Source organism: Streptomyces novaecaesareae, from assembly GCF_000716875.1.
Taxonomy (GTDB): domain Bacteria; phylum Actinomycetota; class Actinomycetes; order Streptomycetales; family Streptomycetaceae; genus Kitasatospora; species Kitasatospora novaecaesareae.
This window is the reverse complement of record NZ_JNWQ01000022.1, coordinates 38,474-59,382: the sequence shown is the minus strand read 5'-3', so window position 1 is coordinate 59,382 and position 20,909 is coordinate 38,474. Positions and strand designations below refer to the sequence as shown.

The following is a 20,909-nucleotide window of genomic DNA, read 5'->3' as shown; positions in this document are numbered from 1 at the left end:
TTCCTTGTCCATCAGACGGACCTCATCAGGAGAGTCGTGGCGACCAGCACCAGCGTGCCGCCGAACATGGAGAGCGCGTACGAGCGGACGAAGCCGTTCTGGACCCGCCGCAGCCGGCCGGACAGGCCCCCGATCGTGGCGGCCAGTCCGTTGACGAAGCCGTCCAGGCCGCGGCTGTCGAAGTAGACCAGCGTCGCGGTGAGGGCCGAGCCAGGCCGGACCAGCACCGCGTGGTTGAAGTCGTCCTGCAGCAGGTCGCGGCGGGCGGCCCGGGTGAGCGGGGAGCCGACCGGCGGCACCACCGGGACGGGCGAGCGCCCGTACACCAGGTACGCCAGGGCGACGCCGGCCAGCATGCAGGCCGTGGTCAGCAGGGTGACGGTCAGCGGGGCGAGCGGCGAGTTGCCCTCCTCGTGCCCGGTGACCGGCTCCAGCCACTTCAGGAAGGAGTCGTTGAAGGCGAACAGCCCGCCCGCGAAGACCGAGCCGAAGGCCAGCAGGACCATCGGGACGGTCATCGTCTTCGGCGACTCGTGCGGGTGCGGGGCGTTGCCCTCCTCGTCCGGCTGCCAGCGCTTCTCGCCGAAGAAGGTCAGCACCATCACCCGCGTCATGTAGAACGCGGTGACGGCGGCGCCGACCAGCGCGCACAGGCCGAGGATCCAGCCCTCGGTGCCGCCCTTGGCGAAGGCCGCCTCGATGATCTTGTCCTTGGAGAAGAAGCCGGACAGCCCGGGGAAGCCGATGATCGCCAGGTAGCCGAGGCCGAAGGTGACGAAGGTGACCGGCATGTACTTCCGCAGGCCGCCGTAGTGACGCATGTTCACCTCGTCGTTCATGCCGTGCATGACCGACCCGGCGCCGAGGAACAGCCCGGCCTTGAAGAAGCCGTGGGTCACCAGGTGCATGATCGCGAAGGCGTAGCCGATCGGGCCGAGCCCGGCCGCCAGCACCATGTAGCCGATCTGCGACATGGTCGAGCCGGCCAGCGCCTTCTTGATGTCGTCCTTGGCGCAACCGACGATCGCACCGAACAGCAGCGTGACCGCGCCGACCACCACCACGGCGGTCTGCGCGTCCGGCGCCAGGTCGAAGATCGCCGAGGAGCGGGTGATCAGGTAGACGCCGGCGGTCACCATGGTGGCCGCGTGGATCAGCGCCGACACCGGGGTCGGGCCCTCCATGGCGTCCCCGAGCCAGGACTGCAGCGGCACCTGCGCCGACTTGCCGCAGGCCGCCAGCAGCAGCATCAGGCCGATCGCCGTCAGCTTGCCCTCGCTCGCCTGGTGGGCGCCGCCGGCCGCGCCTTCTGAACCGAGGATCGGGCCGAAGGCGAAGGAGCCGAACTCGGCGAACATCAGCATGATCGCGATCGACAGGCCCATGTCGCCGACCCGGTTGACGATGAACGCCTTCTTCGCCGCCGTCGCCGCACTCGGCTTGTGCTGCCAGAAGCCGATCAGCAGGTACGAGGCCAGGCCCACGCCCTCCCAACCGAAGTACAGCAGCAGGTAGTTGTCGGCGACCACCAGCAGCAGCATGGCGGCCAGGAAGAGGTTCAGGTACGCGAAGAAGCGGCGGCGGCGCTCGTCGTGCGCCATGTAGCCGACCGAGTAGAGGTGGATCAGCGTGCCGACGCCGGTGATCAGCAGGACGAAGGTCATCGACAGCTGATCGAGCCGGAACGTGAAGTCGGCCTGGAAGCCGTTCACCGGGATCCAGCTGAACAGGTGCTTGGTGACCGTCCGGTGCTCGGCGTCACGGCCGAGCAGGTCCGAGAACAGCGCCAGGCCGAAGCCGAACGAGAGCGCCGCGAGCGCGGTGGCCAGCCAGTGGCCGAACCGGTCCAGCGCCCGGCCGCCGAGCAGCAGCAGGGCGGCGCCGGCCAGTGGAGCCGCCACCAGCAGCGGAATGAGAGAGTTCACCGAAGGCCCTCCGCCTACAGCTTCATCAGATTGCTGTCGTCGACCGAAGCGGAGTGCCTGGTCCGGAAGATGGAGACGATGATGGCGAGGCCGACCACGACCTCGGCCGCCGCGACCACCATCGTGAAGAACGCGATGATCTGTCCGTCCAAGGTCCCGTGCAGCCGGGAGAAGGTCACCAGCGCCAGGTTCGAGGCGTTCAGCATCAGCTCCACGCACATGAACAGCACGATCGCGTTTCGCCGGATCAGCACGCCCGCGGCCCCGATGGTGAACAACAGGGCTGCGAGATACAGGTAGTTGACCGGATTCACTCCACGCCCTCCTCGTCGGCCTGGCCGTCCCTGCCGTTCGCCGCCACCTGCTCCAGCGACTTGCGCGGACCGGTCACCGCCGGCCGCTCCGAGGACGGACGGCCCAGCCAGTCCGCCGTGCTGTTCTCCAGCTCCGCCATCCGCTGCAGCATCGCCTGGCTGACGTCCCGGATCTGGCCGCGCTCGCGCAGCGTCGCCATCACCGAGTCCTCGGCGATCGTGCCGTCCGGCAGCAGCGCCGGCACGTCCACCGCGTTGTGCCGCGCGTACACGCCCGGCGCCGGCAGCGGCGGCAGCTGGATGTTGTCCTTGACCCGCTGGGCGGCCAGCTCGCGCTGGGTCTTCGGCGCCTTCACGTGCTCGCGGTGGGTCAGCACCATCGCGCCGATCGCCGCGGTGATCAGCAGCGCGCCGGTGACCTCGAAGGCCCACACGTACCGGGTGAAGATCAGCCGTGCCAGGCCTGGCACGTTGCCCTCGGCGTTCGCCTCGGACAGGCCGGTGAAGTGGTCCAGCCTCGCGTTGGCGATCCCGGCGATCAGCAGCACGCCGAAGCCCAGCCCGCACAGCGCCGCGGCGATCCGCTGCCCCTTCAACTGCTCCTTCAGGGAGTCCTCGCTGGTGACACCGACCAGCATCACCACGAACAGGAAGAGCATCATGATCGCGCCGGTGTAGACCACGATCTGCACCACGCCCAGGAACACCGCGCCCTGCGCCATGTAACAGACCGCCAGCGCCAGCATGGTGGCCGCCAGGCAGAGCGCGCTGTGCACGGCCCGGCGCATCAGCACCATGCCGAGCGCGCCGCCGACCGCGATCACCGCGAGCACCCAGAACTGGACGGCCTCACCCGTGGAGGTCGTCCCGGTCGCTTCCGCGAGGTACGAGGTCATTGCTGCGCCTCCTTCTCCCGGTCGGTGCGCTCCTGCTGGACCGTCCCCGGCGCCGCCGCGGTGATCTCGCCCCGGTAGTACGCGCCCTCGTCGGTCCCCGGGAAGATCGCGTGCGGGGTGTCGACCATGCCCTCGGACAGGCCCACCAGCAGCTGCTCCTTGGTGAAGATCAGATCCCGCCGGGAGGAGTCGGCCAGCTCGTACTCGTTGGTCATGGTCAGCGCGCGGGTCGGGCAGGCCTCGATGCACAGCCCGCACAGGATGCAGCGGGCGTAGTTGATCTGGTACACCGCGCCGTAGCGCTCGCCCGGCGAGTAGCGCTCCTCGTCCCGGTTGTCCGCGCCCTCCACGTAGATGGCGTCGGCCGGGCACGCCCACGCGCACAGCTCGCAGCCGACGCACTTCTCCAGGCCGTCCGGGTGCCGGTTCAGCTGGTGTCGGCCGTGGAAGCGCGGAGCGGTGGGCTTCTTCTGCTCCGGGTACTGCTCGGTGAGCCGCTTCTTGAACATGGCCTTGAAGGTCACGCCGAAGCCGGCGGCCGGGCCGAGCACCGACGGCCGGTCGGCCCGCTCGGGCCGGTCCGTACGGTCCGTACGGTCCGTACGGTCCGTTCGGTCGGAACGGCCGGAACGGTCTGTTCGGTCGGACTGGTCGGACGACATCTCGGTTCAGCTCCCTTCGGAATGGTCGGCCCCGTTGAGGGCGTCCTGGAGTTGCTTCGGGGCGCGGCTGCGCCTGCGGGGCACCGGCGGGAGCTCCTGGCCGGGCAGCGGCGGGACGGGGTAGCCGCCGGCCATCGGATCGAACTCGCCCCCGGGAGGCGCCTCCTCGGCCTCGGGCTGCTTCCTCAGGAAGTCCCGCAGCAGCGCCAGCAACAGCACCGCACCGACCGGGGCGCCCACGTACAGCACCACCTCGCCGAAGCCGTAGCCCTCGTTGCGCAGCGCCCGCACGCTCGCGATCAGCACCAGCCACACCAGCGAGACCGGGATCAGCACCTTCCAGCCCAGCTTCATGAACTGGTCGTAGCGGAACCGGGGCAGCGTGCCGCGCAGCCAGATGAAGAAGAACAGCAGCAGCTGGATCTTCAGCGTGATCCACAGCATCGGCCACCAGCCGTGGTTGGCGCCCTCCCAGAAGGTCGACACCGGCCACGGCGCCCGCCAGCCGCCCAGGAAGAGGGTCGAGGCCACCGCCGAGACCGTCACCATGTTCACGTACTCGGCCAGCATGAACATCGCGAACTTCAGCGAGGAGTACTCGGTGTTGAAGCCGCCGACCAGCTCGCCCTCGGCCTCCGGCAGGTCGAACGGCGCCCGGTTGGTCTCCCCGACCATCGAGATGACGTAGACGATGAAGGACACCGGCAGCAGCGCCGCGAACCACGTCGGCTGCTGGTGCGCCACGATCTCCGAGGTCGACATCGACCCCGAGTAGATGAACACCGCCGCGAAGGACAGACCCATCGCGATCTCGTAGCTGATCATCTGCGCGGCCGAACGCAGCCCGCCCAGCAGCGGGTACGTCGACCCGGAGGACCAACCCGCCAGCACGATGCCGTAGATGCCGATCGAGGCGGTGGCCAGGATGTACAGCAGCGCGACCGGGAAGTCGGTCAGCTGCATCGCCGTCCGGGTGCCGAAGATCGACACCTCGTTGCCGGCCGGGCCGAACGGGATCACCGCGAAGGCCATGAACGCGGGGATGGCACAGACGATCGGGGCCAGGATGTAGACCACCTTGTCCGCGCCCTTGACCACCAGGTCTTCCTTCAGCGCCAGCTTCACGCCGTCCGCCAGCGACTGCAGCATGCCCCACGGCCCGTGCCGGTTCGGCCCGATGCGCAGCTGCATCCAGGCCACCACCTTGCGCTCCCAGACGATCGCGACCAGCACCGTCAGGACCAGGAACGCGAAGCAGAACACCGCCTTCAACAGGACCAGCCACCACGGGTCCTGGCCGAAGAAGTGGAGCGTCTCGTACGGCTGCGGAGTTGTCATCGGTCCTCCCCTTCACCCGTGGTCGCCCCGGCCGGGGCCTGCGCCGCCGGCTCGGCCGCGGCCGCGGCGATCGTCACCAGGTGGCCGACGGTGGTGCCGAGCGCCCGCTGGGCGCCGCCCGGCGTGGAGTTGAGCGGGATCCAGACCGTGCGGTCCGGGATCGATCCGGTGACCTCCAGCGGCAGGGTCAGCGAGCCGGCCGGGCCGGTCAGCCGCAGCGCGGTGGCCGCCTCGGCGCCGATCTCCTTGGCCGTCTCGGCCGAGATCCGGGCCACCGCCGGGTGCCGGGTGCCCGCCAGGTGCGGATCGCCCTGCTGCAGCACCCCGTTGTCCAGCAGCTGACGCCAACCCGCCAGCACCGCCTGGCCGGTGGCCGGCCGCGGCAGCAGGCCGGGGTGCGCCGCCGGGTCGGCCGCGCGGTCCCCCTCCCAGGGGGTGAAGGCGTCCAGCTCCAGCCGCGCCGCCCGGACGTCCGGCAGGCCCAGCCGGTGCCCCAGCGCGTCCGCCAGCATGGTCAGCACCCGCAGGTCCGACTGCACGTGACGGCCCATCTGCTGGTCCGGTTTGAGCGCCGCCTCGAACATCCGCACCCGGCCCTCCCAGTCCAGGAAGGTGCCGGCCTTCTCCGCGACCGCCGCCACCGGCAGCACCACGTCCGCGCGCGCCGTCACCGCGGAGGGCCGCAGCTCCAGCGACACCACGAACGGCACCGCCGCCAGCGCCTCGTCCGCCAGCGCCGGGTCCGGCAGGTCGTCCGGGTCCACACCGCCGACCAGCAGCGCCTCCAACTCGCCCTGCGCCGCCGCCGCCAGGATCTGGTCGGTGTCCCGGCCCGGCCGGGACGGCAGCTCCGCCACGCCCCACGCCGCGGCCGCCTCCGCCCGCGCCGCCGGAGCGGCCACCGGACGGCCCCCGGGCAGCAGGCCCGGCAGCACGCCCGCCTCCACGGCCCCGCGCTCACCCGCCCGGCGCGGCACCCACGCGAGCTGCGCGCCCGTCGCGTGCGCCAGCCGCAGCACCGCCGTCAGCGCACCCGGGACGGCGGCCAGCCGCTCGCCCACCAGGACCACCGCGCCCGGCGCGCGCAGCAGTTCCGCCGCCCGGCCCGCCTCGTCGTTCAGCGGCTCGTCTGCCGCCAGCGCCCCGAACCACTCCGCCTCGGTGCCCGGCGCGGCCGGCAGCAGCGCGCCGCGCAGCTTGGCCAGGCCCCGGGAGCCGAACGCCGCCACCGAGAACACCTTCAGGCCGCGGCCGCGGACCGCCTTGCGCAGCCGCAGGAAGACGATCGGCGACTCCTCCTCCGGCTCGAAGCCCGCCAGCAGCACCACCGGCGCCTGCTCCAGCCGCTCGTACGTCACGCCCGAGCCGTCCACGTCCACCCCGCGCCCGGCGACCGCCGCGGCCAGGAAGTCCGCCTCCTCGCCGCTGTGCGGGCGGGCCCGGAAGTCCACGTCGTTGGTGCCCAGCACCACCCTGGCGAACTTGGCGTACGCGTACGCGTCCTCGACCGTCACCCGGCCGCCCGCCAGCACACCCGTCCGGGCGCCGCGCAGTCCCTCGGCGGCCCGGGCCAGCGCCTCCGGCCAGGAGGCCGGCACCAGCTCGCCGTCCACCCGCACCAGCGGGGTGGTCAGCCGGTCCCGCTGCTGGGCGTAGCGGAAGGCGAAGCGGCCCTTGTCGCAGTTCCACTCCTCGTTCACCGCCGGGTCCTCGCCCGCCAGCCGGCGCAGCACCTTGCCGCGCCGGTGGTCGGTGCGCTGCGCGCAGCCCGCCGAGCAGTGCTCGCACACGCTCGGCGAGGAGACCAGGTCGAAGGGGCGCGAGCGGAACCGGTAGGCCGCCGAGGTCAGCGCGCCCACCGGGCAGATCTGGATGGTGTTCCCGGAGAAGTAGGACTCGAAGTCGTCCCCCTCGCCGGTGCCGACCTGCTGCAGCGCCCCGCGCTCGACCAGGTCGATGAACGGGTCCCCGGCGATCTGCTGCGAGAAGCGGGTGCAGCGCGCGCACAGCACGCAGCGCTCGCGGTCCAGCAGCACCTGGCTGCTGATCGGCACCGGCTTCTCGTAGGTGCGCTTCATGCCCTCGAAGCGGGAGTCGGCGGCGCCGCTGGACATCGCCTGGTTCTGCAGCGGGCACTCGCCGCCCTTGTCGCAGACCGGGCAGTCCAGCGGGTGGTTGATCAGCAGCAGCTCCATGACGCCGCGCTGCGCCTTCTCGGCCACCGGCGAGCTGAGCTGGGTGCGCACCACCATGCCCTCGGCCACCGGGATGGTGCAGGAGGCGACCGGCTTGCGCTGGCCCTCGATCTCGACGATGCACTGGCGGCAGGCGCCGGCCGGGTCGAGCAGCGGGTGGTCGCAGAAGCGCGGGATCTGGGTGCCGATGGTCTCGGCCGCCCGGATCACCAACGTCCCCTTGGGGACCTGCACTTCGACGCCGTCGATGGTGAGCGTGACCAGTTCGACCGCGGGCTTCTCTCCCGTGGAGGCGGTTGGCTCTGTGATCGTCACGCGTGCACCTCCCTTTCGGTGGCGGACTGGTTGCCGGGGCGGGGGCCGTCGGCCCAGACGGTGGAGGCGGCCGGGTCGAACGGGCAGCGGCGCTCGGCCAGGTGCTGTTCGTACTCGGCCCGGAAGTGCTGGAGCGAGGAGACGATCGGGCTCGCCGCGCCGTCGCCCAGCGCACAGAAGGACTTGCCGTTGATGTTGTCGGCGATGTCGAGGAGCTTCTCCAGGTCCCCCTCGACGCCCCCGCCCGCCTCGACCCGCTTGAGCAGTTGGACCAGCCAGTAGGTGCCCTCCCGGCAGGGGGTGCACTTGCCGCAGGACTCGTGGGCGTAGAACTCGGTCCAGCGGGTGACGGCCCGCACCACGCAGGTGGTCTCGTCGAAGACCTGCAGCGCCTTGGTGCCGAGCATCGAGCCGGCCGCGCCGACGCCCTCGTAGTCCAGCGGGACGTCGAGGTGCTCGTCGGTGAACATCGGGGTGGAGGAGCCGCCCGGGGTCCAGAACTTCAGCCGGTGCCCGGCGCGGACGCCGCCGCTGAGGTCGAGCAGCTGGCGCAGGGTGATGCCCAGCGGGGCCTCGTACTGGCCGGGGTTGGTGACGTGCCCGGAGAGCGAGTAGAGCGTGAAACCGGGCGACTTCTCGGTGCCCAGGCCCCTGAACCACTCCTTGCCGCGGGCCAGGATCGGCGGCACCGAGGCGATCGACTCGACGTTGTTGACCACCGTCGGGCAGGCGTACAGGCCGGCGATCGCCGGGAACGGCGGCCGCAGCCTGGGCTGGCCGCGGCGGCCCTCCAGCGAGTCCAGCAGCGCCGTCTCCTCGCCGCAGATGTACGCGCCGGCTCCGGCGTGCACGGTGATGTCGAGGTCGATGCCGGAGCCGAGGATGTTCCGGCCGAGCAGGCCCGCCCGGTACGCCTCGGCGACGGCCTCGTGCAGTCGCCGCAGCACCGGGACGACCTCGCCGCGCAGGTAGATGAACGCGTGGTCGCAGCGGATCGCGTAGGAGGCGATGATCATTCCCTCGATGAGGGAGTGCGGGTTGGCGAACAGCAGCGGGATGTCCTTGCAGGTGCCCGGCTCGGACTCGTCCGCGTTCACCACCAGGTAGTGCGGCTTGCCGTCGTTCTGCGGGATGAACTGCCACTTCATGCCGGTGGGGAAGCCGGCGCCGCCGCGGCCGCGCAGGCCGGCGTCCTTGACCAGGGCGATCACGTCGTCCGGGGGCATGGCGAGGGCCGCCTTGAGGCCCTCGTAGCCGTGGTGGCGGCGGTAGGTGTCCAGCGTCCAGGGGCGGGTGTCGTCCCAGGAGTCGGACAGGACGGGGGTGAGCAGCTTCTCGGCCGGCTCGGCGGCGGTCATCACGCCTCGCTCCCTTCCTGGCCGGTGCCCTCGTTGCGCGGCGCTTCGGTGCGGGGTTCGTCGCTGCGGGGTTCGTCCTGGCGCGGCGCTTCGGTGCGGGGTTCGTCCTGGCGCGGCGCTTCGGTGCGGGGTTCGTCCTGGCGCGGCGCTTCGGTGCGCGGTGGTTCGTTGCGCGGTGAGACGACCCTGGTGCCGGCGGTGCCGGGCAGGGCCTCGCCGCGGGCCAGCCGCAGGCCGGCCAGGGAGGGCGCGCCACCGGCGCCGGACTCGTCGTTGGCGCCGGGGCGCTCGTCGGGGAAGCCGGCCAGGATCCGGGCGGTCTCCTTGAAGCCGCACAACCGGGCGCCCCGGGTGGGCCGGACCTCTCGGCCGGCCCGCAGGTCGTCGACCAGCTGCCGGGCGCTCTCCGGGGTCTGGTTGTCGAAGAACTCCCAGTTGACCATCACCACGGGCGCGTAGTCGCAGGCCGCGTTGCACTCGATGTGCTCGATCGAGATCTCACCGTCCTCGGTGGTCTCGTTGTTGCGAACGCCCAGGTGCTCCTGGAGCTCGGCGAAGATCTGGTCGCCGCCGAGCACCGCGCACAGGGTGTTGGTGCAGACCCCGACGTGGTACTTCCCGGCCGGGCGGCGCCGGTACATGGTGTAGAAGGTCGCGACGGCGGTGACCTCGGCGGTGGTGAGGTCCAACTGCTCGGCGCAGAACCGGATCCCGGTCGGGCTGACGAAGCCCTCCTCGGCCTGCACCAGGTGCAGCAGCGGCAGCAGCGCCGAACGCGGCTGCGGGTAGCGGGCGATCAGCTCGGCGGCGTCCGCGGCCAACCGGGCGTGCACCTCCTCGGGGTAGGGTGCGGCCGGCAGCGCCGGCAGTCCGAGTTCGACGTTGGTCACCGGTCCACGCCTCCCATCACCGGGTCGATCCCGGCCACCGCGACGATCACGTCGGCCACCTGGCCGCCCTCGCACATCGCCGCCATCGTCTGCAGATTGGTGAACGACGGATCCCGGAAGTGGACCCGGTACGGGCGGGTCCCGCCGTCGCTGACCACGTGCACGCCCAGCTCGCCCTTGGGCGACTCGACCGCCGCGTACGCCTGGCCGACCGGGACCCGGAAGCCCTCGGTGACCAGCTTGAAGTGGTGGATCAGGGCCTCCATCGAGGTACCCATGATCTTGCGGATGTGATCGAGGGAATTGCCCATCCCGTCCGGGCCGACGGCCAGTTGGGCGGGCCAGGCGATCTTCTTGTCGGCCACCATGACCGGGCCCGGGCGCAGCCGGTCCAGGCACTGCTCGACGATCCGCAGGGACTGCTTCATCTCCTCCAGGCGGATCACGAAGCGGCCGTAGGAGTCGGCGCTGTCGGCGATCGCGACCTCGAAGTCGTAGTCCTCGTAACCGCAGTACGGGTCGGTCTTGCGCAGGTCGTGCGGCAGTCCGGTGGCGCGCACGATCGGGCCGGTGGCGCCGAGGGCCAGGCAGCCGGGCAGGTCCAGGAAGCCGACGTCGACCAGGCGGGCCTTGAACACCGGGTTGCCGCTGGCCAGTTTGTCGTACTCGTGCATCCGGGAGCGGAAGACCTTGACCGCCTCGCGGATCTGGTCGACGGCACCGGGCGGCAGGTCCTGGGCGAGGCCGCCCGGGCGCACGTACGCGTGGTTCATGCGCAGGCCGGTGACCAGCTCGAAGACGTCCAGGATCAGCTCGCGGTCCCGGAAGCCGTAGACCATCAGGGTGGTGGAGCCGATCTCCATGCCGCCGGTGGCCAGGCAGACCAGGTGCGAGGAGATCCGGTTGAGCTCCATCATCATGACGCGGATGACGTTGGCCCGGTCCGGGACGTCGTCGGTGACGCCGAGCAGCTTCTCGACCGCCAGGCAGTAGGCGGTCTCGTTGAACAGCGGGGTCAGGTAGTCCATGCGGGTCACGAAGGTGGTGCCCTGGACCCAGCTGCGGAACTCCATGTTCTTCTCGATGCCGGTGTGGAGGTAGCCGATGCCGCAGCGGGCCTCCTTCACCGTCTCGCCGTCGATCTCCAGGATCAGCCGCAGCACGCCGTGGGTGGACGGGTGCTGGGGGCCCATGTTGACGATGATGCGCTCGTCGTCGGCCCGGCCGACCGCCTCGACCACCTCGCCCCAGTCGCCGCCGGTGACGGTGAAGACCCGGCCCTCGGTGGTCTCGCGGGCCTCCGCTTCCGCGGCTTCTCCGTGGGTCTCCCCTTGGGTCTCCCCGTGAGTCTCTTCGTAGTGCTGAGTGTTCATCAGCTGTACGACCTCCGCTGGTCGGGAGCCGGGATCTGGGCGCCCTTGTACTCGACGGGGATGCCGCCGAGCGGGTAGTCCTTGCGCTGCGGGTGGCCCAGCCAGTCGTCCGGCATCATGATCCGGGTGAGCGCCGGGTGGCCGTCGAAGACCAGGCCGAAGAAGTCGTAGGTCTCGCGCTCGTGCCAGTCGTTGGTCGGGTAGACGCTCACCACCGAGGGGACGCGCGGGTCGGCGTCCGGCGCGGTGACCTCCAGCCGGATCAGCCGGCCGTGGGTGATCGAGCGCAGGTGGTAGACCGCGTGCAGCTCGCGGCCCTTGTCGCCGGGGTAGTGCACGCCGCTCACGCCCAGGCACAGTTCGAAGCGCAGCGCCGGGTCGTCGCGCAGGATGCGGACGGTCTGCAGGAGGTGGGCGCGGTCGATGTGGAAGGTGAGTTCGGCGCGGTCGACCACGGTCTTCTCGATCACCTCGGCCGGGTCCAGGCCCTGCTCCTCCAGGGCGCCCTCCAGCTCGTCGGCGACCTCGTCGAACCAGCCGCCGTACGGTCGTTCGCTCGCGCCGGGCAGCACGATCGGGGCGGCCAGACCGCCGAATCCGGAGGTGTCACCGCTGCCCTCGGCGCCGAACATGCCCTGGCGGCGGCCGACCACCTCGACCGGGATCTCGCGGACCGGCCGCTCCCGGCGGGTCTCGGGTACCTGCTCGTTCATCGCAGCTGCCCCCGCATCTCGCTGATCGGGGTGGCCTGGAGGGCGAGCGCCTCGCCGAGCTCCTCGGCCCGGCGGCGGTTCACTCCCAGCGGCTCGTGCTGGATCTTGTCGTGCAGCTTCAGGATGGCGTCCATCAGCATCTCCGGACGGGGCGGACAACCGGGCAGGTAGATGTCCACCGGGACGATGTGGTCGACGCCCTGCACGATCGCGTAGTTGTTGAACATCCCGCCGGAGGAGGCGCAGACACCCATCGAGATGACCCACTTGGGGTTGGGCATCTGGTCGTACACCTGGCGCAGCACCGGGGCCATCTTCTGGCTCACCCGCCCCGCCACGATCATCAGATCGGCCTGCCGGGGGGAGCCCCGGAAGACCTCCATGCCGAACCGGGCCAGGTCGTAGCGGCCGGCGCCGGTGGTCATCATCTCGATCGCGCAGCAGGCCAGACCGAAGGTGGCCGGGAAGAGTGACGCCTTGCGCACCCAGCCGGCGGCCGTCTCCACGGTCGTGAGCAGAAAGCCGCTCGGCAGCTTCTCCTCGATTCCCATCAGATCCCTCTCAATGCCCTCAAGTCCTCTGGTACGTCCGACCCGTCCGGGGTTTGTCCGCTCGTTCACAAGGCCGGCGGCCACCCCGCGTCCGGGCTCAGCCCCACCCCGGGGTCAGTCCCACTCCAGGCCGCCGCGACGCCACACGTAGGCGTACGCGACGAAGACGGTGGCGATGAAGAGCAGCATCTCGACCAGCCCGAAGATCCCCAGGGCGTCGAAGGTCACCGCCCAGGGGTAGAGGAAGACGATCTCGATGTCGAAGACGATGAAGAGCATCGCCGTCAGGTAGTACTTGATCGGGAACCGACCGCCGCCCACAGGCTGCGGGGTCGGCTCGATGCCGCACTCGTACGCCTCCAACTTGGCCCGGTTGTAGCGCTTGGGGCCGGTCAGTGAGGCCATCACGACGGAGCCGACCGCGAACGCCGCCGCGATGGCACCGAGTACGAGGATCGGCGCGTAGGCATTCATAGCCCCCGCTCCCTCCGTCCAGTCGTCCTTGACTGCAGATCGGAACCGGCGGGTCACGCTGAGGTGAACCCGCGTCCCAGTTCCCGAGATCCACCTCATGTGAGGCAGTTCACAAACCCTGGAACGAGCGCATCCTATGCCTGTCTGCTTGTGATCTGCGACACGCAGTTCACCGCCATCTTTGTGATCTACGACACCATGTGAATGGCGGCGAATGTGAACATGCCCAGATTTGTCGACGCAAAGGAGCCAAATGGTCACAACCAGTCGCATTTACTTGTTAAGCGGCTGGTCAGGGGCACATTCCTATATCAACTATGCGTCGGCGGAAGCAAATTTAGAGGCGTCATGTTGACGTGTTATAGCGGCTCACTCGCAGGGGTGGCGCGAGCCTGAACGCTCGCTTGACCCTTCGTTCACAAGCGCGCGAGCTCGCTCTCCTCCTGGGCCTTGGGCCTCCAAGGCTGCCCTCCGGCCCGCGGGGCCCGCGGGGCCCGCGGGCCGGCGCCGGTTACCGCTTTCCGGCCGCCTGCTCCCAGACCCAGGCCGCGATGCCCACCCGGTTACGGGCACCGAGCTTGCGCTGGATGCTGGCGAGGTGGTTCTTCACCGTCCCCGGCGAGATGAACAGCCCCGCGCCGATCTCGGCGTTGGTCGCGCCGTCCGCCACCTGCTCGGCGATCTCCCTTTCGCGCGCGGTCAGTTCCTCCACCGGCCCGGCTATCAGCGGGCCCGCCGTTGCCGTACCGGAGCCCACGCTGGAGCCCGCACCGGAGCCCCGCACGGGCTTCGGCTCCACTCCCGGAAGAGCCATGTGCCGTAGCAGCCGCACGGTGATCTGCGGGCTGATCAACGCGTCCCCGGCCATCGCCGCCCGGATCGCCTCGATCAGCAGCACCGGCCCCGAGCGCTTCAGCAGGAACCCGGCCGCACCGTGCCGCAGCGCCGTGTGCACGTACTCGTCCAGGTCGAAGGTGGTCACCACGATCACCTTGTGCGCGTCGGCCAGTTGCCGGGTGACCTCCAGGCCGTCGAGCTTCGGCATCCGGATGTCCGCGAGCACAACGTCCGGCCGCAGCCTCCTCGCCTCTGCCACCGCCGCGGCCCCGTCCGCCGCCTCCGCGACCACGGCCATGTCCGGCTGGGCGTCCAGGATCATCCGGAACGCACTGCGGACATCCGCCTGGTCGTCCGCGATCAGGATCCGAACCGGCCCCGTGCCACTGCCCATGCCCTGCACCTCCCCGTTGCCGACCCGCGTCGGCTTCTACGATCGCGCCGGCCTCGCACCGGCTTCCTCCAACGGCAGCACCGCCGTCAACCGCCAGGCCTCCCGCTCGTGCGGGCCCGCCTCCAGCGAACCACCGAGGGCCTCCACCCGGGCCGCCAGCCCCTGCAGCCCACTGCCACCGCCCCGGCGCGGCCGCCCCGCCTGGCCCGGCGCCCGACCGTCGTTGATCACCGTCAGCTCCAGCCGCCCTCCGCTGCGGCGGGCTCGGACCTCGACCGCCCGCGCGGCCGGGGCGTGCCGCCGGACGTTGGTCAGGGATTCGACCACGATCCGGTGGACGGTGCCCTCCACCTCGCGCGGCACCGGCCCCTCCGGCAGCTCCAACCGGACCTCGGCGCCGCCAGTCGCGGTGAACTGCTGTGCCACTTCGGCAAGTTCGGCAAGCCCGGGCTGCGGATCCCGACTACCGCCCTCCTCGCTGCGCAGCAGCTGCACCGTCCGGTCCAGCGAGGCCAGCGCCCGCTGCCCGGCCTGCTCTATTCGCTGGAACATCTCGGCCGCCCGAGCCGGATCGATCCCGGCCAGGTACGCCCCCGCCTGGGCCTGGGCGACCATGCCGCTGACATCGTGCGCCACGAAGTCGTGCAGGTCGTGGGCCAGTTCGAGCCGCTGCGCACGCCTGGCCTCGACCACCGCCTTGCTGCGCCCCTCGTCCAGGCCTCGCAGGTAGAGCCCGATCAGCACGGCCGGCAGGGACAGCATCGATCCGAACCCGAAGAGCGTGAGCACGTCGGCGGGCCCGTCAAACCGGGACGGCCAGAGCGCGACCGCTCCGCCGGCCGTCCAGGCCGCCGCTGCGCTCCGCGGGCCGTCCTCGGCGCGCAGGGTGAGAACCACCGCCAGCAACAGGGCGGCCAGCTCGGCCAGACCGACCAGCCCGGTCCAGCGAACCGTCTCCGTCCAGGGGCCGGTGAACCAGACCGCAGCCGAGACCGCCGCCGACACCGCGCCGAGCGAGGCCGTCGCGGCAGCCGCCCCGTAGCGTCCGCGGACCATCCAGGCCGGCAGCAGCAGGACCGGGACGACCAGCGACAGGATCTGAGTCATCGTCACCGCCTCTCCTCGACTCTTCGACTGCCGTCACATTACGACGCCGCCCTGGCGGCGCGCCTGTGCCGATCGGCATATTTCAAAGGCCGGTTGAGCAGGAGGAACAGCCCGATCGGCACTGCCGCGAACCCCTGGCGGACCTCCAGTCTTGAGTCACCGCACCGGCCACGGAGGCCGGAGCCGAAGGGAGTCCACCACCATGTCGAAGCTCGTGATCAACGCCCGCAGCACCGCCCACCGGGCCGAGGCGGCGGCCCCGCCCGTCAAGCCCGCCCCGGCTGTCCCGCCCGCCCCGCGCTGGGCCCGGCTCGCCGCCAAGGCCGCCGCCCTCACCACCGTCCCCTCGGGGCTGTGGCGGATCGTCTTCGGTTTCGGCATCCCGGTCGGCTTCACCGGAGCGACGGCCGCGGGGTTCGGCGAGCACCAGCCGGGCTGGGGCACGGTCTACTGCGTGGTGCTGAGTGCCCTGACCGAGGCCCTGGCCTTCCTGACCCTGGGCCTGGTCCGGCCCTGGGGGCTGGTGGCGCCCCGGTGGATCCCACTGATAGGCGGCCGCCGGGTCCAGCCGCTCGCCGCGATCGTCCCCGCCCTGCTGGGCTCGGTGGTCCTCACCGGCCTCTCGACGGCCGCTCTGTTCGGCGGGTGGGCACGCAACCTGGCCGAGCCGGATTCGCCGCGCGGCTTCGCCGCCGTCGTGATGACGCTTGCCTACCTGCCCCTGGTCGCCTGGGGCCCGCTGCTCGGCGCGGTCACCATCGACTACGCCCGCCGGACGCTGCGGCGGCGCCGGTGACGAGGGTCGCGGGTCAGACCGAGGCCCGCTCCGGGTTCGGCCCCACCGCGTCAGCCGCACTCTCGCCCTCACCCTCGCCCTCGCCACCAACCGGGCGTGGCGCAGGAGCGGGAGCGGGAGCGGTACGACGGCCCCACTCAGTCGCGACCAGCACCAGGGCTCCGCCGAGCAGGGCGAGCGGGCCCATCCGGTTCCCGGCCACGGTGATGCCGAAGACGGCGGCCCACAGCGGTTCGGTGCCGAGCAGCAGGCTCACCCGGGAGGGCGAGGTGGCCCGCACCGCCCACATCTGAACGAAGAAGGCGAACAGCGTGCAGAACAGGGACAGATGCAGCAGCCAGGCCCACTGGCCGGCCCCGTACGAGCGGGCGACGGTCCACGGCGACGGCCCCACGGCCACTGCGACGACGGCGAACACACTGGTGGCCGCGGCGAGTTGGACCCAGGTCACGGCGAGCATGTCGGTGTCGCGCAGCGCCCGGGTGCGGGCCATGGCGAGGACGTACCCGGAGCGGACGAGGGCGGCGCCCAGCACCAGCAGGTCGCCGAGCGAGGGAGCGCGAAGCCCGCCGTCGCCGGTGAGCAGGGCGACGCCGAGGACGGCCAGCCCGGCAGCCGCGAGGAAGGCCCGCGGCGGTGCGGTCCGGCCGAGGGCGCTCTCGCCGAGCGGAGTGAGCACCATCGCGAGGCTGATGATCAGCCCGGCGTTGGTCGCGGAGGTGTGCACGGCGCCGTAGGTCTCCAGCAGGAAGATCCCGCTGAGCACCACCCCGAGTGCGGCGCCGCCGATCCACTCGGCGCGGCTCAGCCTCCGCAGGGCCCGCCAGGCGACCACGCCGAGCAGCGGCAGCACCAGCCCGAACCGCAGCACCAGCATCGCCACGACCGTCCCCGGCTCGGCCACCCGCTGGACGGCGAGGAAGCTCGACCCCCACACCACGGCCACCAGCAGCACCGGAAGATCACGAAGGATCGAGGAGGACGGGCCCTTGGACAGGGAGGCAGGCATGAGGAGGATCCCTCCGAACGAACGGAACCGGCGGGCACGAGTCCCGTACGGCGCCGGACGGACCCAGGAGCCGGACGAAAGGCCCGGCGGTGAACGAGACGAAGCGTGGAGCAGGGGTGCGCCATCTTCGCGCACCGGAGTGCCGGTGATCAATGCCCGTCCGGACACCGGATGGTCGGACGACGAATGCTCAGGTGGCAACATCCGCCACACGGGAGGCACCATCCCGCCCTGTCCCGCCCCCTACCGCATCCCCACCCGGCCGTGGATGATGCCTCCATGACAATCCAGCCGTCCACCACCCCCCGGAAGGCCCGTCACGTGAAGCGCACCCACTGGGCGCTGGTCGCCGCCGCCACCGTGCTCCCGCTCGTGGCGAGCACCGGAACCGCCGTCGCGGACACCTCCGCCCCCGCGGCGACCACCCCCGCTGCCGGCTGCACCTACACACCGGCCGTCCCGGCCGACAACTTCAAGGGCATCCCGGTCTTCGACGTCAAGAAGGCCGCCCAGCCCTACCGCGCGACGCTACGGACCAGCCAGGGCCAGATCACCTTCGAGGCGCTGACCGACAAGGCGCCCTGCACCACCTTCTCGTTCCGCTTCCTCGCCGAGCACGACTACTTCGACCGCAGCCACTGCCACCGCCTCACCACCCAGCGGATCTACGTCCTGCAGTGCGGCGACCCGACCGGGACTGGCAGCGGCGGCCCCGGTTACTCCTTCCCGGACGAGAACCTGACCGGCGCCACGTACCCCGCCGGGACCGTGGCCATGGCCAACGCCGGCCCGAACACCAACGGCAGCCAGTTCTTCTTCGTCTGGAAGGACACCAAGCTCTCCCCCGCCTACACCCCGTTCGGCCGGATCACGGCCGGCCTGGACGTCCTGCAGAAGATCGCCGCCGGCGGCGAGGACGACCAGAACAACCCCGGCGACGGCTTCCCCAACCTCCCCGTTAACATCCGCCACGTGAAGATCAGCACCCGCTGACCGACCCCCTCCCCGAACGCGCTCACCGAACGCGCTTCCCGATCTCGCCGACCGCCCGCCACGCCGCTCCCGTACGGTGGCAGCACCGACGACACGCATGGGAGCAGCGCCGCATGGACAGCCGGATCTGGGAGAGCGTCGACCACCTGGTCGCATGGCTGGACGAGCAGAGCACGCAGTCGCCCCGGGAGGAGCGCCTGCTGCGGCTCCTCAAGCTCTCCGAGGAGGTCGGCGAGGTCGGCGCGGCCGTGATCGGTGCCACCGGCCAGAACCCGCGTAAGGGGGTCACCCACACGTGGGAGGACGTCCAGCACGAGCTCTGCGACGTCGTCTTCACCGCCCTCGTCGCCCTGCGGACGCTCACCCCCGACGCGGCCCGGGTCTTCGCCGACCGCCTCGCCTACGTCGAACAGCGCTCCGCCGCCTCCCGGCGCCCGATCGACGGACCCCGGGAGACGGCGGTGGAGAAGCCGGAGGAAGCCCCGAACCAAGCCTGAACCAGGCCTGAACCGGGCCCCGAACTAGGCGTTCGGCGCGACCCTGGCGAGGCCGTTGATGACGCGGTCCATCGCGTCACCGCCCTGCGGGTCGGTCAGGTTGGCGAGCAGCTTGAGGGTGAAGCGCATCAGCATCGGGTGGGTGAGGCCGCGCTGGGCGGCGATCTGCATCACCTTCGGGTTGCCGATGAGCTTCACGAAGGCGCGGCCCAGGGTGTAGTAGCCGCCGTACACGTCCTTGAGGGTGCGCGGGTAGGCCTGCAGGGCGCGTTCCCGCCCGCCGTCGGTGACCCGGGCGAGGGCCTGCACGATGACGCCCGCGGCGATCTGGCCGGATTCCATCGCGTAGGCGATGCCCTCGCCGTTGAACGGGTTGACCATGCCGCCCGCGTCGCCGACGAGCAGCAGGCCGCGGGTGTAGTGCGGCTGCCGGTTGAAGGCCATCGGCAGCGCGGCGCCGCGGATCGGCTCGGTCATGTTCTCGGGGGTGTAGCCCCACTCCTCCGGCATGCCGGCGCACCAGGCCTTGAGGACCTCGCGCCAGTCCAGCTCGCCGAAGGCCGGCGAGGAGTTGAGGATGCCGAGGCCGACGTTGGAGGTGCCGTCGCCCATGCCGAAGACCCAGCCGTAGCCGGGCAGCAGCTTGCGCTGGCCGCCGCGGGTGTCCCACAGCTCCAGCCAGGACTCCAGGTAGTCGTCGTCGTGGCGGGGCGAGGTGAAGTACGTGCGGTAGGCGACGCCCATCGGGCGGTCCTCGCGCCGGTGCAGGCCCATGGCGAGCGAGAGCCGGGTCGAGTTGCCGTCGGCGGCGACCACCAGCGGGGCCCGGAAGGTGACCGGCCGCTTCTCGTCGCCCAGCTTGGCGGTGACGCCGACGATCTGGCCGGTGCGGTCGTCGAGGACCGGCCCGCTGACGTTGCAGCGCTCGTAGAGCCGCGCGCCGGCCTTCTCGGCCTGACGGGCCAGCAGCTCGTCGAAGTCGGCGCGCTTGCGGACCAGGCCGTAGTCGGGGAAGGAGGACAGCTCGGGCCAGTCCAGCTCCAGCCGGACGCCGCCGCCGATGATGCGCAGGCCCTTGTTGTGCAGCCAGCCGTTCTCGGTGGAGACGTCGATGCCCATGTCCACCAGCTGCTTGGTGGCGCGCGGGGTCAGGCCGTCGCCGCAGACCTTCTCGCGCGGGAAGGCGGTCTTCTCCAGCAGCAGGACGTCCAGCCCGGCCTGGGCCAGGTAGTACGCGGTGGTGGAGCCGGCCGGGCCCGCACCGACCACGATGACGTCGGCCGTGCTCTCCACCGGGCTGTCCGGCTTCGTCAGATCGGCTGCGGTCTCGGACACGTGGACACACTCCTGGAGCTGCGGCGGGGGACGGCGGCTTTCGTCTCCGGCAGTCTAGTTCCGCTCACGCCACCGAAAACGCCCGCGCCCCACCCCACCGGTCACCCCAGCCAGGTCGCCGCGCCCCACCCCACCGGCCGCTCCCGCCCAGCCGCCTGCCCCCGCCCGGCCGGACCGACTACGCGGTCTTGTACGCCCGGTGCAGCGCGACGATGCCGCCCGTGAGGTTCCGCCAGGCGGCCTTGGACCAGCCGGCCTCCTGCAGCTTGGCTGCCAGCCCGGGCTGGTCCGGCCAGGCCCGGATGGACTCGGCGAGGTAGACGTACGCCTCCGGGTTGCTGCTGACGGCGGTGGCGACGGGCGGCAGCGCGCGCATCAGGTACTCGGTGTAGACCGTCCGGAACGGCGTCCAGGTCGGCGTGGAGAACTCGCAGATCACCAGCTTGCCGCCGGGCTTGGTGACCCGCAGCATCTCGCGCAGCGCCTCGTCGGTGTCCTGGACGTTGCGCAGCGCGAAGGAGATCGTCACCGAGTCGAAGGTGTCGTCCGCGAACGGCAGCCGGGTGGCGTCCCCGGCGGTGAGCGCCAGGTCGGGGTGGCGGCGCTTGCCCTCGGCGAGCATGCCGACCGAGAAGTCGCAGGGGACGACCTGGGCCCCGGCTTCGACGAAGGGCAGCGAGGAGGTGCCGGTGCCGGCCCCGAGGTCGAGCACGAGGTCCCCCGGTCCGGCGGACACCGCCTCGGCCACCGCCCGGCGCCAGGCGCGGGCCTGGCCGAGGGAGAGCACGTCGTTGGTGCGGTCGTACTTGGCCGCGACGTCGTCGAACATGGCGGCGACTTCGTGCGGCTGCTTGTCCAGAGAGGCTCGGGTCACGCCCCCATTGTTCACCCTCGCACGGACACCCCGACCAACGGGGCACACCGGACCAAGGAACGG

The 20,909-nt window shown here is 71.3% G+C and carries 20 protein-coding genes; 3 read left to right on the top strand and 17 right to left on the bottom strand.

The features are described 5' to 3' along the window. Positions 1–11: 11 nt before the first annotated feature. From nuoL to OP86_RS33485, 14 genes are all read right to left on the bottom strand, one after another. The gene (gene nuoL, locus OP86_RS11155; protein WP_030258123.1) at positions 12–1,925 is read right to left on the bottom strand and encodes an NADH-quinone oxidoreductase subunit L; all 1,914 of its coding nucleotides are present in this window, start codon (positions 1,923–1,925) and stop codon (positions 12–14) included. Positions 1,926–1,939: 14 nt separating this feature from the next. Continuing rightward, positions 1,940–2,239, bottom strand: coding sequence for an NADH-quinone oxidoreductase subunit NuoK (gene nuoK, locus OP86_RS11150; protein ID WP_030060110.1), 300 nt, complete (start codon positions 2,237–2,239; stop codon positions 1,940–1,942). Beyond that, on the bottom strand, positions 2,236–3,135 hold the full coding sequence (locus tag OP86_RS11145; RefSeq protein ID WP_030258126.1) for an NADH-quinone oxidoreductase subunit J: 900 nt from the start codon (positions 3,133–3,135) through the stop codon (positions 2,236–2,238). Before OP86_RS11145 ends, nuoK begins: the two co-directional genes overlap by 4 nt. Further along, complete coding sequence (nuoI, locus tag OP86_RS11140) at positions 3,132–3,797, bottom strand: NADH-quinone oxidoreductase subunit NuoI (RefSeq protein ID WP_234434964.1); 666 nt, start codon at positions 3,795–3,797, stop codon at positions 3,132–3,134. Before nuoI ends, OP86_RS11145 begins: the two co-directional genes overlap by 4 nt. A gap of 6 nt (positions 3,798–3,803) precedes the next feature. Then, positions 3,804–5,135, bottom strand: coding sequence for an NADH-quinone oxidoreductase subunit NuoH (gene nuoH, locus OP86_RS11135; protein WP_030258132.1), 1,332 nt, complete (start codon positions 5,133–5,135; stop codon positions 3,804–3,806). Next, positions 5,132–7,645, bottom strand: a complete 2,514-nt coding sequence (locus OP86_RS11130) for an NADH-quinone oxidoreductase subunit G (RefSeq protein WP_051829947.1) — start codon at positions 7,643–7,645, stop codon at positions 5,132–5,134. Before OP86_RS11130 ends, nuoH begins: the two co-directional genes overlap by 4 nt. Continuing rightward, complete coding sequence (gene nuoF, locus OP86_RS11125) at positions 7,642–9,003, bottom strand: NADH-quinone oxidoreductase subunit NuoF (RefSeq protein ID WP_051829946.1); 1,362 nt, start codon at positions 9,001–9,003, stop codon at positions 7,642–7,644. Before nuoF ends, OP86_RS11130 begins: the two co-directional genes overlap by 4 nt. Beyond that, on the bottom strand, positions 9,003–9,872 hold the full coding sequence (nuoE, locus tag OP86_RS11120) for an NADH-quinone oxidoreductase subunit NuoE (protein ID WP_030258136.1): 870 nt from the start codon (positions 9,870–9,872) through the stop codon (positions 9,003–9,005). The genes nuoF and nuoE overlap by 1 nt, the downstream gene beginning before the upstream one ends. Before the next feature lie 17 nt (positions 9,873–9,889). Then, on the bottom strand, positions 9,890–11,266 hold the full coding sequence (locus OP86_RS11115; protein ID WP_051829945.1) for an NADH-quinone oxidoreductase subunit D: 1,377 nt from the start codon (positions 11,264–11,266) through the stop codon (positions 9,890–9,892). Continuing rightward, entirely contained in the window at positions 11,266–11,979 is a 714-nt protein-coding gene (locus OP86_RS11110) for an NADH-quinone oxidoreductase subunit C (RefSeq protein WP_030060102.1), read from the bottom strand. The genes OP86_RS11115 and OP86_RS11110 overlap by 1 nt, the downstream gene beginning before the upstream one ends. Then, positions 11,976–12,530 (bottom strand): NuoB/complex I 20 kDa subunit family protein, encoded by a 555-nt coding sequence (locus tag OP86_RS11105; protein WP_030060101.1) that lies wholly within the window; start codon positions 12,528–12,530, stop codon positions 11,976–11,978. Before OP86_RS11105 ends, OP86_RS11110 begins: the two co-directional genes overlap by 4 nt. A gap of 114 nt (positions 12,531–12,644) precedes the next feature. Further along, entirely contained in the window at positions 12,645–13,004 is a 360-nt protein-coding gene (locus OP86_RS11100) for an NADH-quinone oxidoreductase subunit A (protein WP_030060100.1), read from the bottom strand. A 511-nt stretch (positions 13,005–13,515) separates the two neighbouring features. Beyond that, positions 13,516–14,235 carry a response regulator gene (locus OP86_RS11095; protein ID WP_030060099.1) on the bottom strand — a complete coding sequence of 240 codons (720 nt, stop codon included), beginning with the start codon at positions 14,233–14,235 and terminating at the stop codon, positions 13,516–13,518. A gap of 36 nt (positions 14,236–14,271) precedes the next feature. Beyond that, entirely contained in the window at positions 14,272–15,342 is a 1,071-nt protein-coding gene (locus OP86_RS33485) for a sensor histidine kinase (protein ID WP_051829944.1), read from the bottom strand. 202 nt (positions 15,343–15,544) lie between these two features. Here OP86_RS33485 and OP86_RS11085 point away from each other — a divergent pair, with 202 nt between their 5' ends. Further along, on the top strand, positions 15,545–16,138 hold the full coding sequence (locus OP86_RS11085) for a hypothetical protein (RefSeq protein WP_030258140.1): 594 nt from the start codon (positions 15,545–15,547) through the stop codon (positions 16,136–16,138). A gap of 13 nt (positions 16,139–16,151) precedes the next feature. On the opposite strand, the gene OP86_RS11080 is transcribed toward OP86_RS11085, so the two are convergent. Continuing rightward, on the bottom strand, positions 16,152–17,147 hold the full coding sequence (locus OP86_RS11080; protein WP_078588890.1) for a DMT family transporter: 996 nt from the start codon (positions 17,145–17,147) through the stop codon (positions 16,152–16,154). A gap of 279 nt (positions 17,148–17,426) precedes the next feature. Here OP86_RS11080 and OP86_RS11075 point away from each other — a divergent pair, with 279 nt between their 5' ends. After that, entirely contained in the window at positions 17,427–18,140 is a 714-nt protein-coding gene (locus tag OP86_RS11075) for a peptidylprolyl isomerase (protein ID WP_030258147.1), read from the top strand. Positions 18,141–18,253: 113 nt separating this feature from the next. Continuing rightward, entirely contained in the window at positions 18,254–18,637 is a 384-nt protein-coding gene (locus OP86_RS11070) for a MazG-like family protein (protein WP_051829943.1), read from the top strand. A gap of 24 nt (positions 18,638–18,661) precedes the next feature. On the opposite strand, the gene OP86_RS11065 is transcribed toward OP86_RS11070, so the two are convergent. Together OP86_RS11065 and OP86_RS11060 are read right to left on the bottom strand one after the other, a co-directional pair. Continuing rightward, positions 18,662–19,972 (bottom strand): geranylgeranyl reductase family protein, encoded by a 1,311-nt coding sequence (locus OP86_RS11065; protein ID WP_106973388.1) that lies wholly within the window; start codon positions 19,970–19,972, stop codon positions 18,662–18,664. A gap of 178 nt (positions 19,973–20,150) precedes the next feature. Beyond that, entirely contained in the window at positions 20,151–20,846 is a 696-nt protein-coding gene (locus OP86_RS11060; RefSeq protein WP_030060090.1) for a demethylmenaquinone methyltransferase, read from the bottom strand. Between the last annotated feature and the right edge of the window lie 63 nt (positions 20,847–20,909).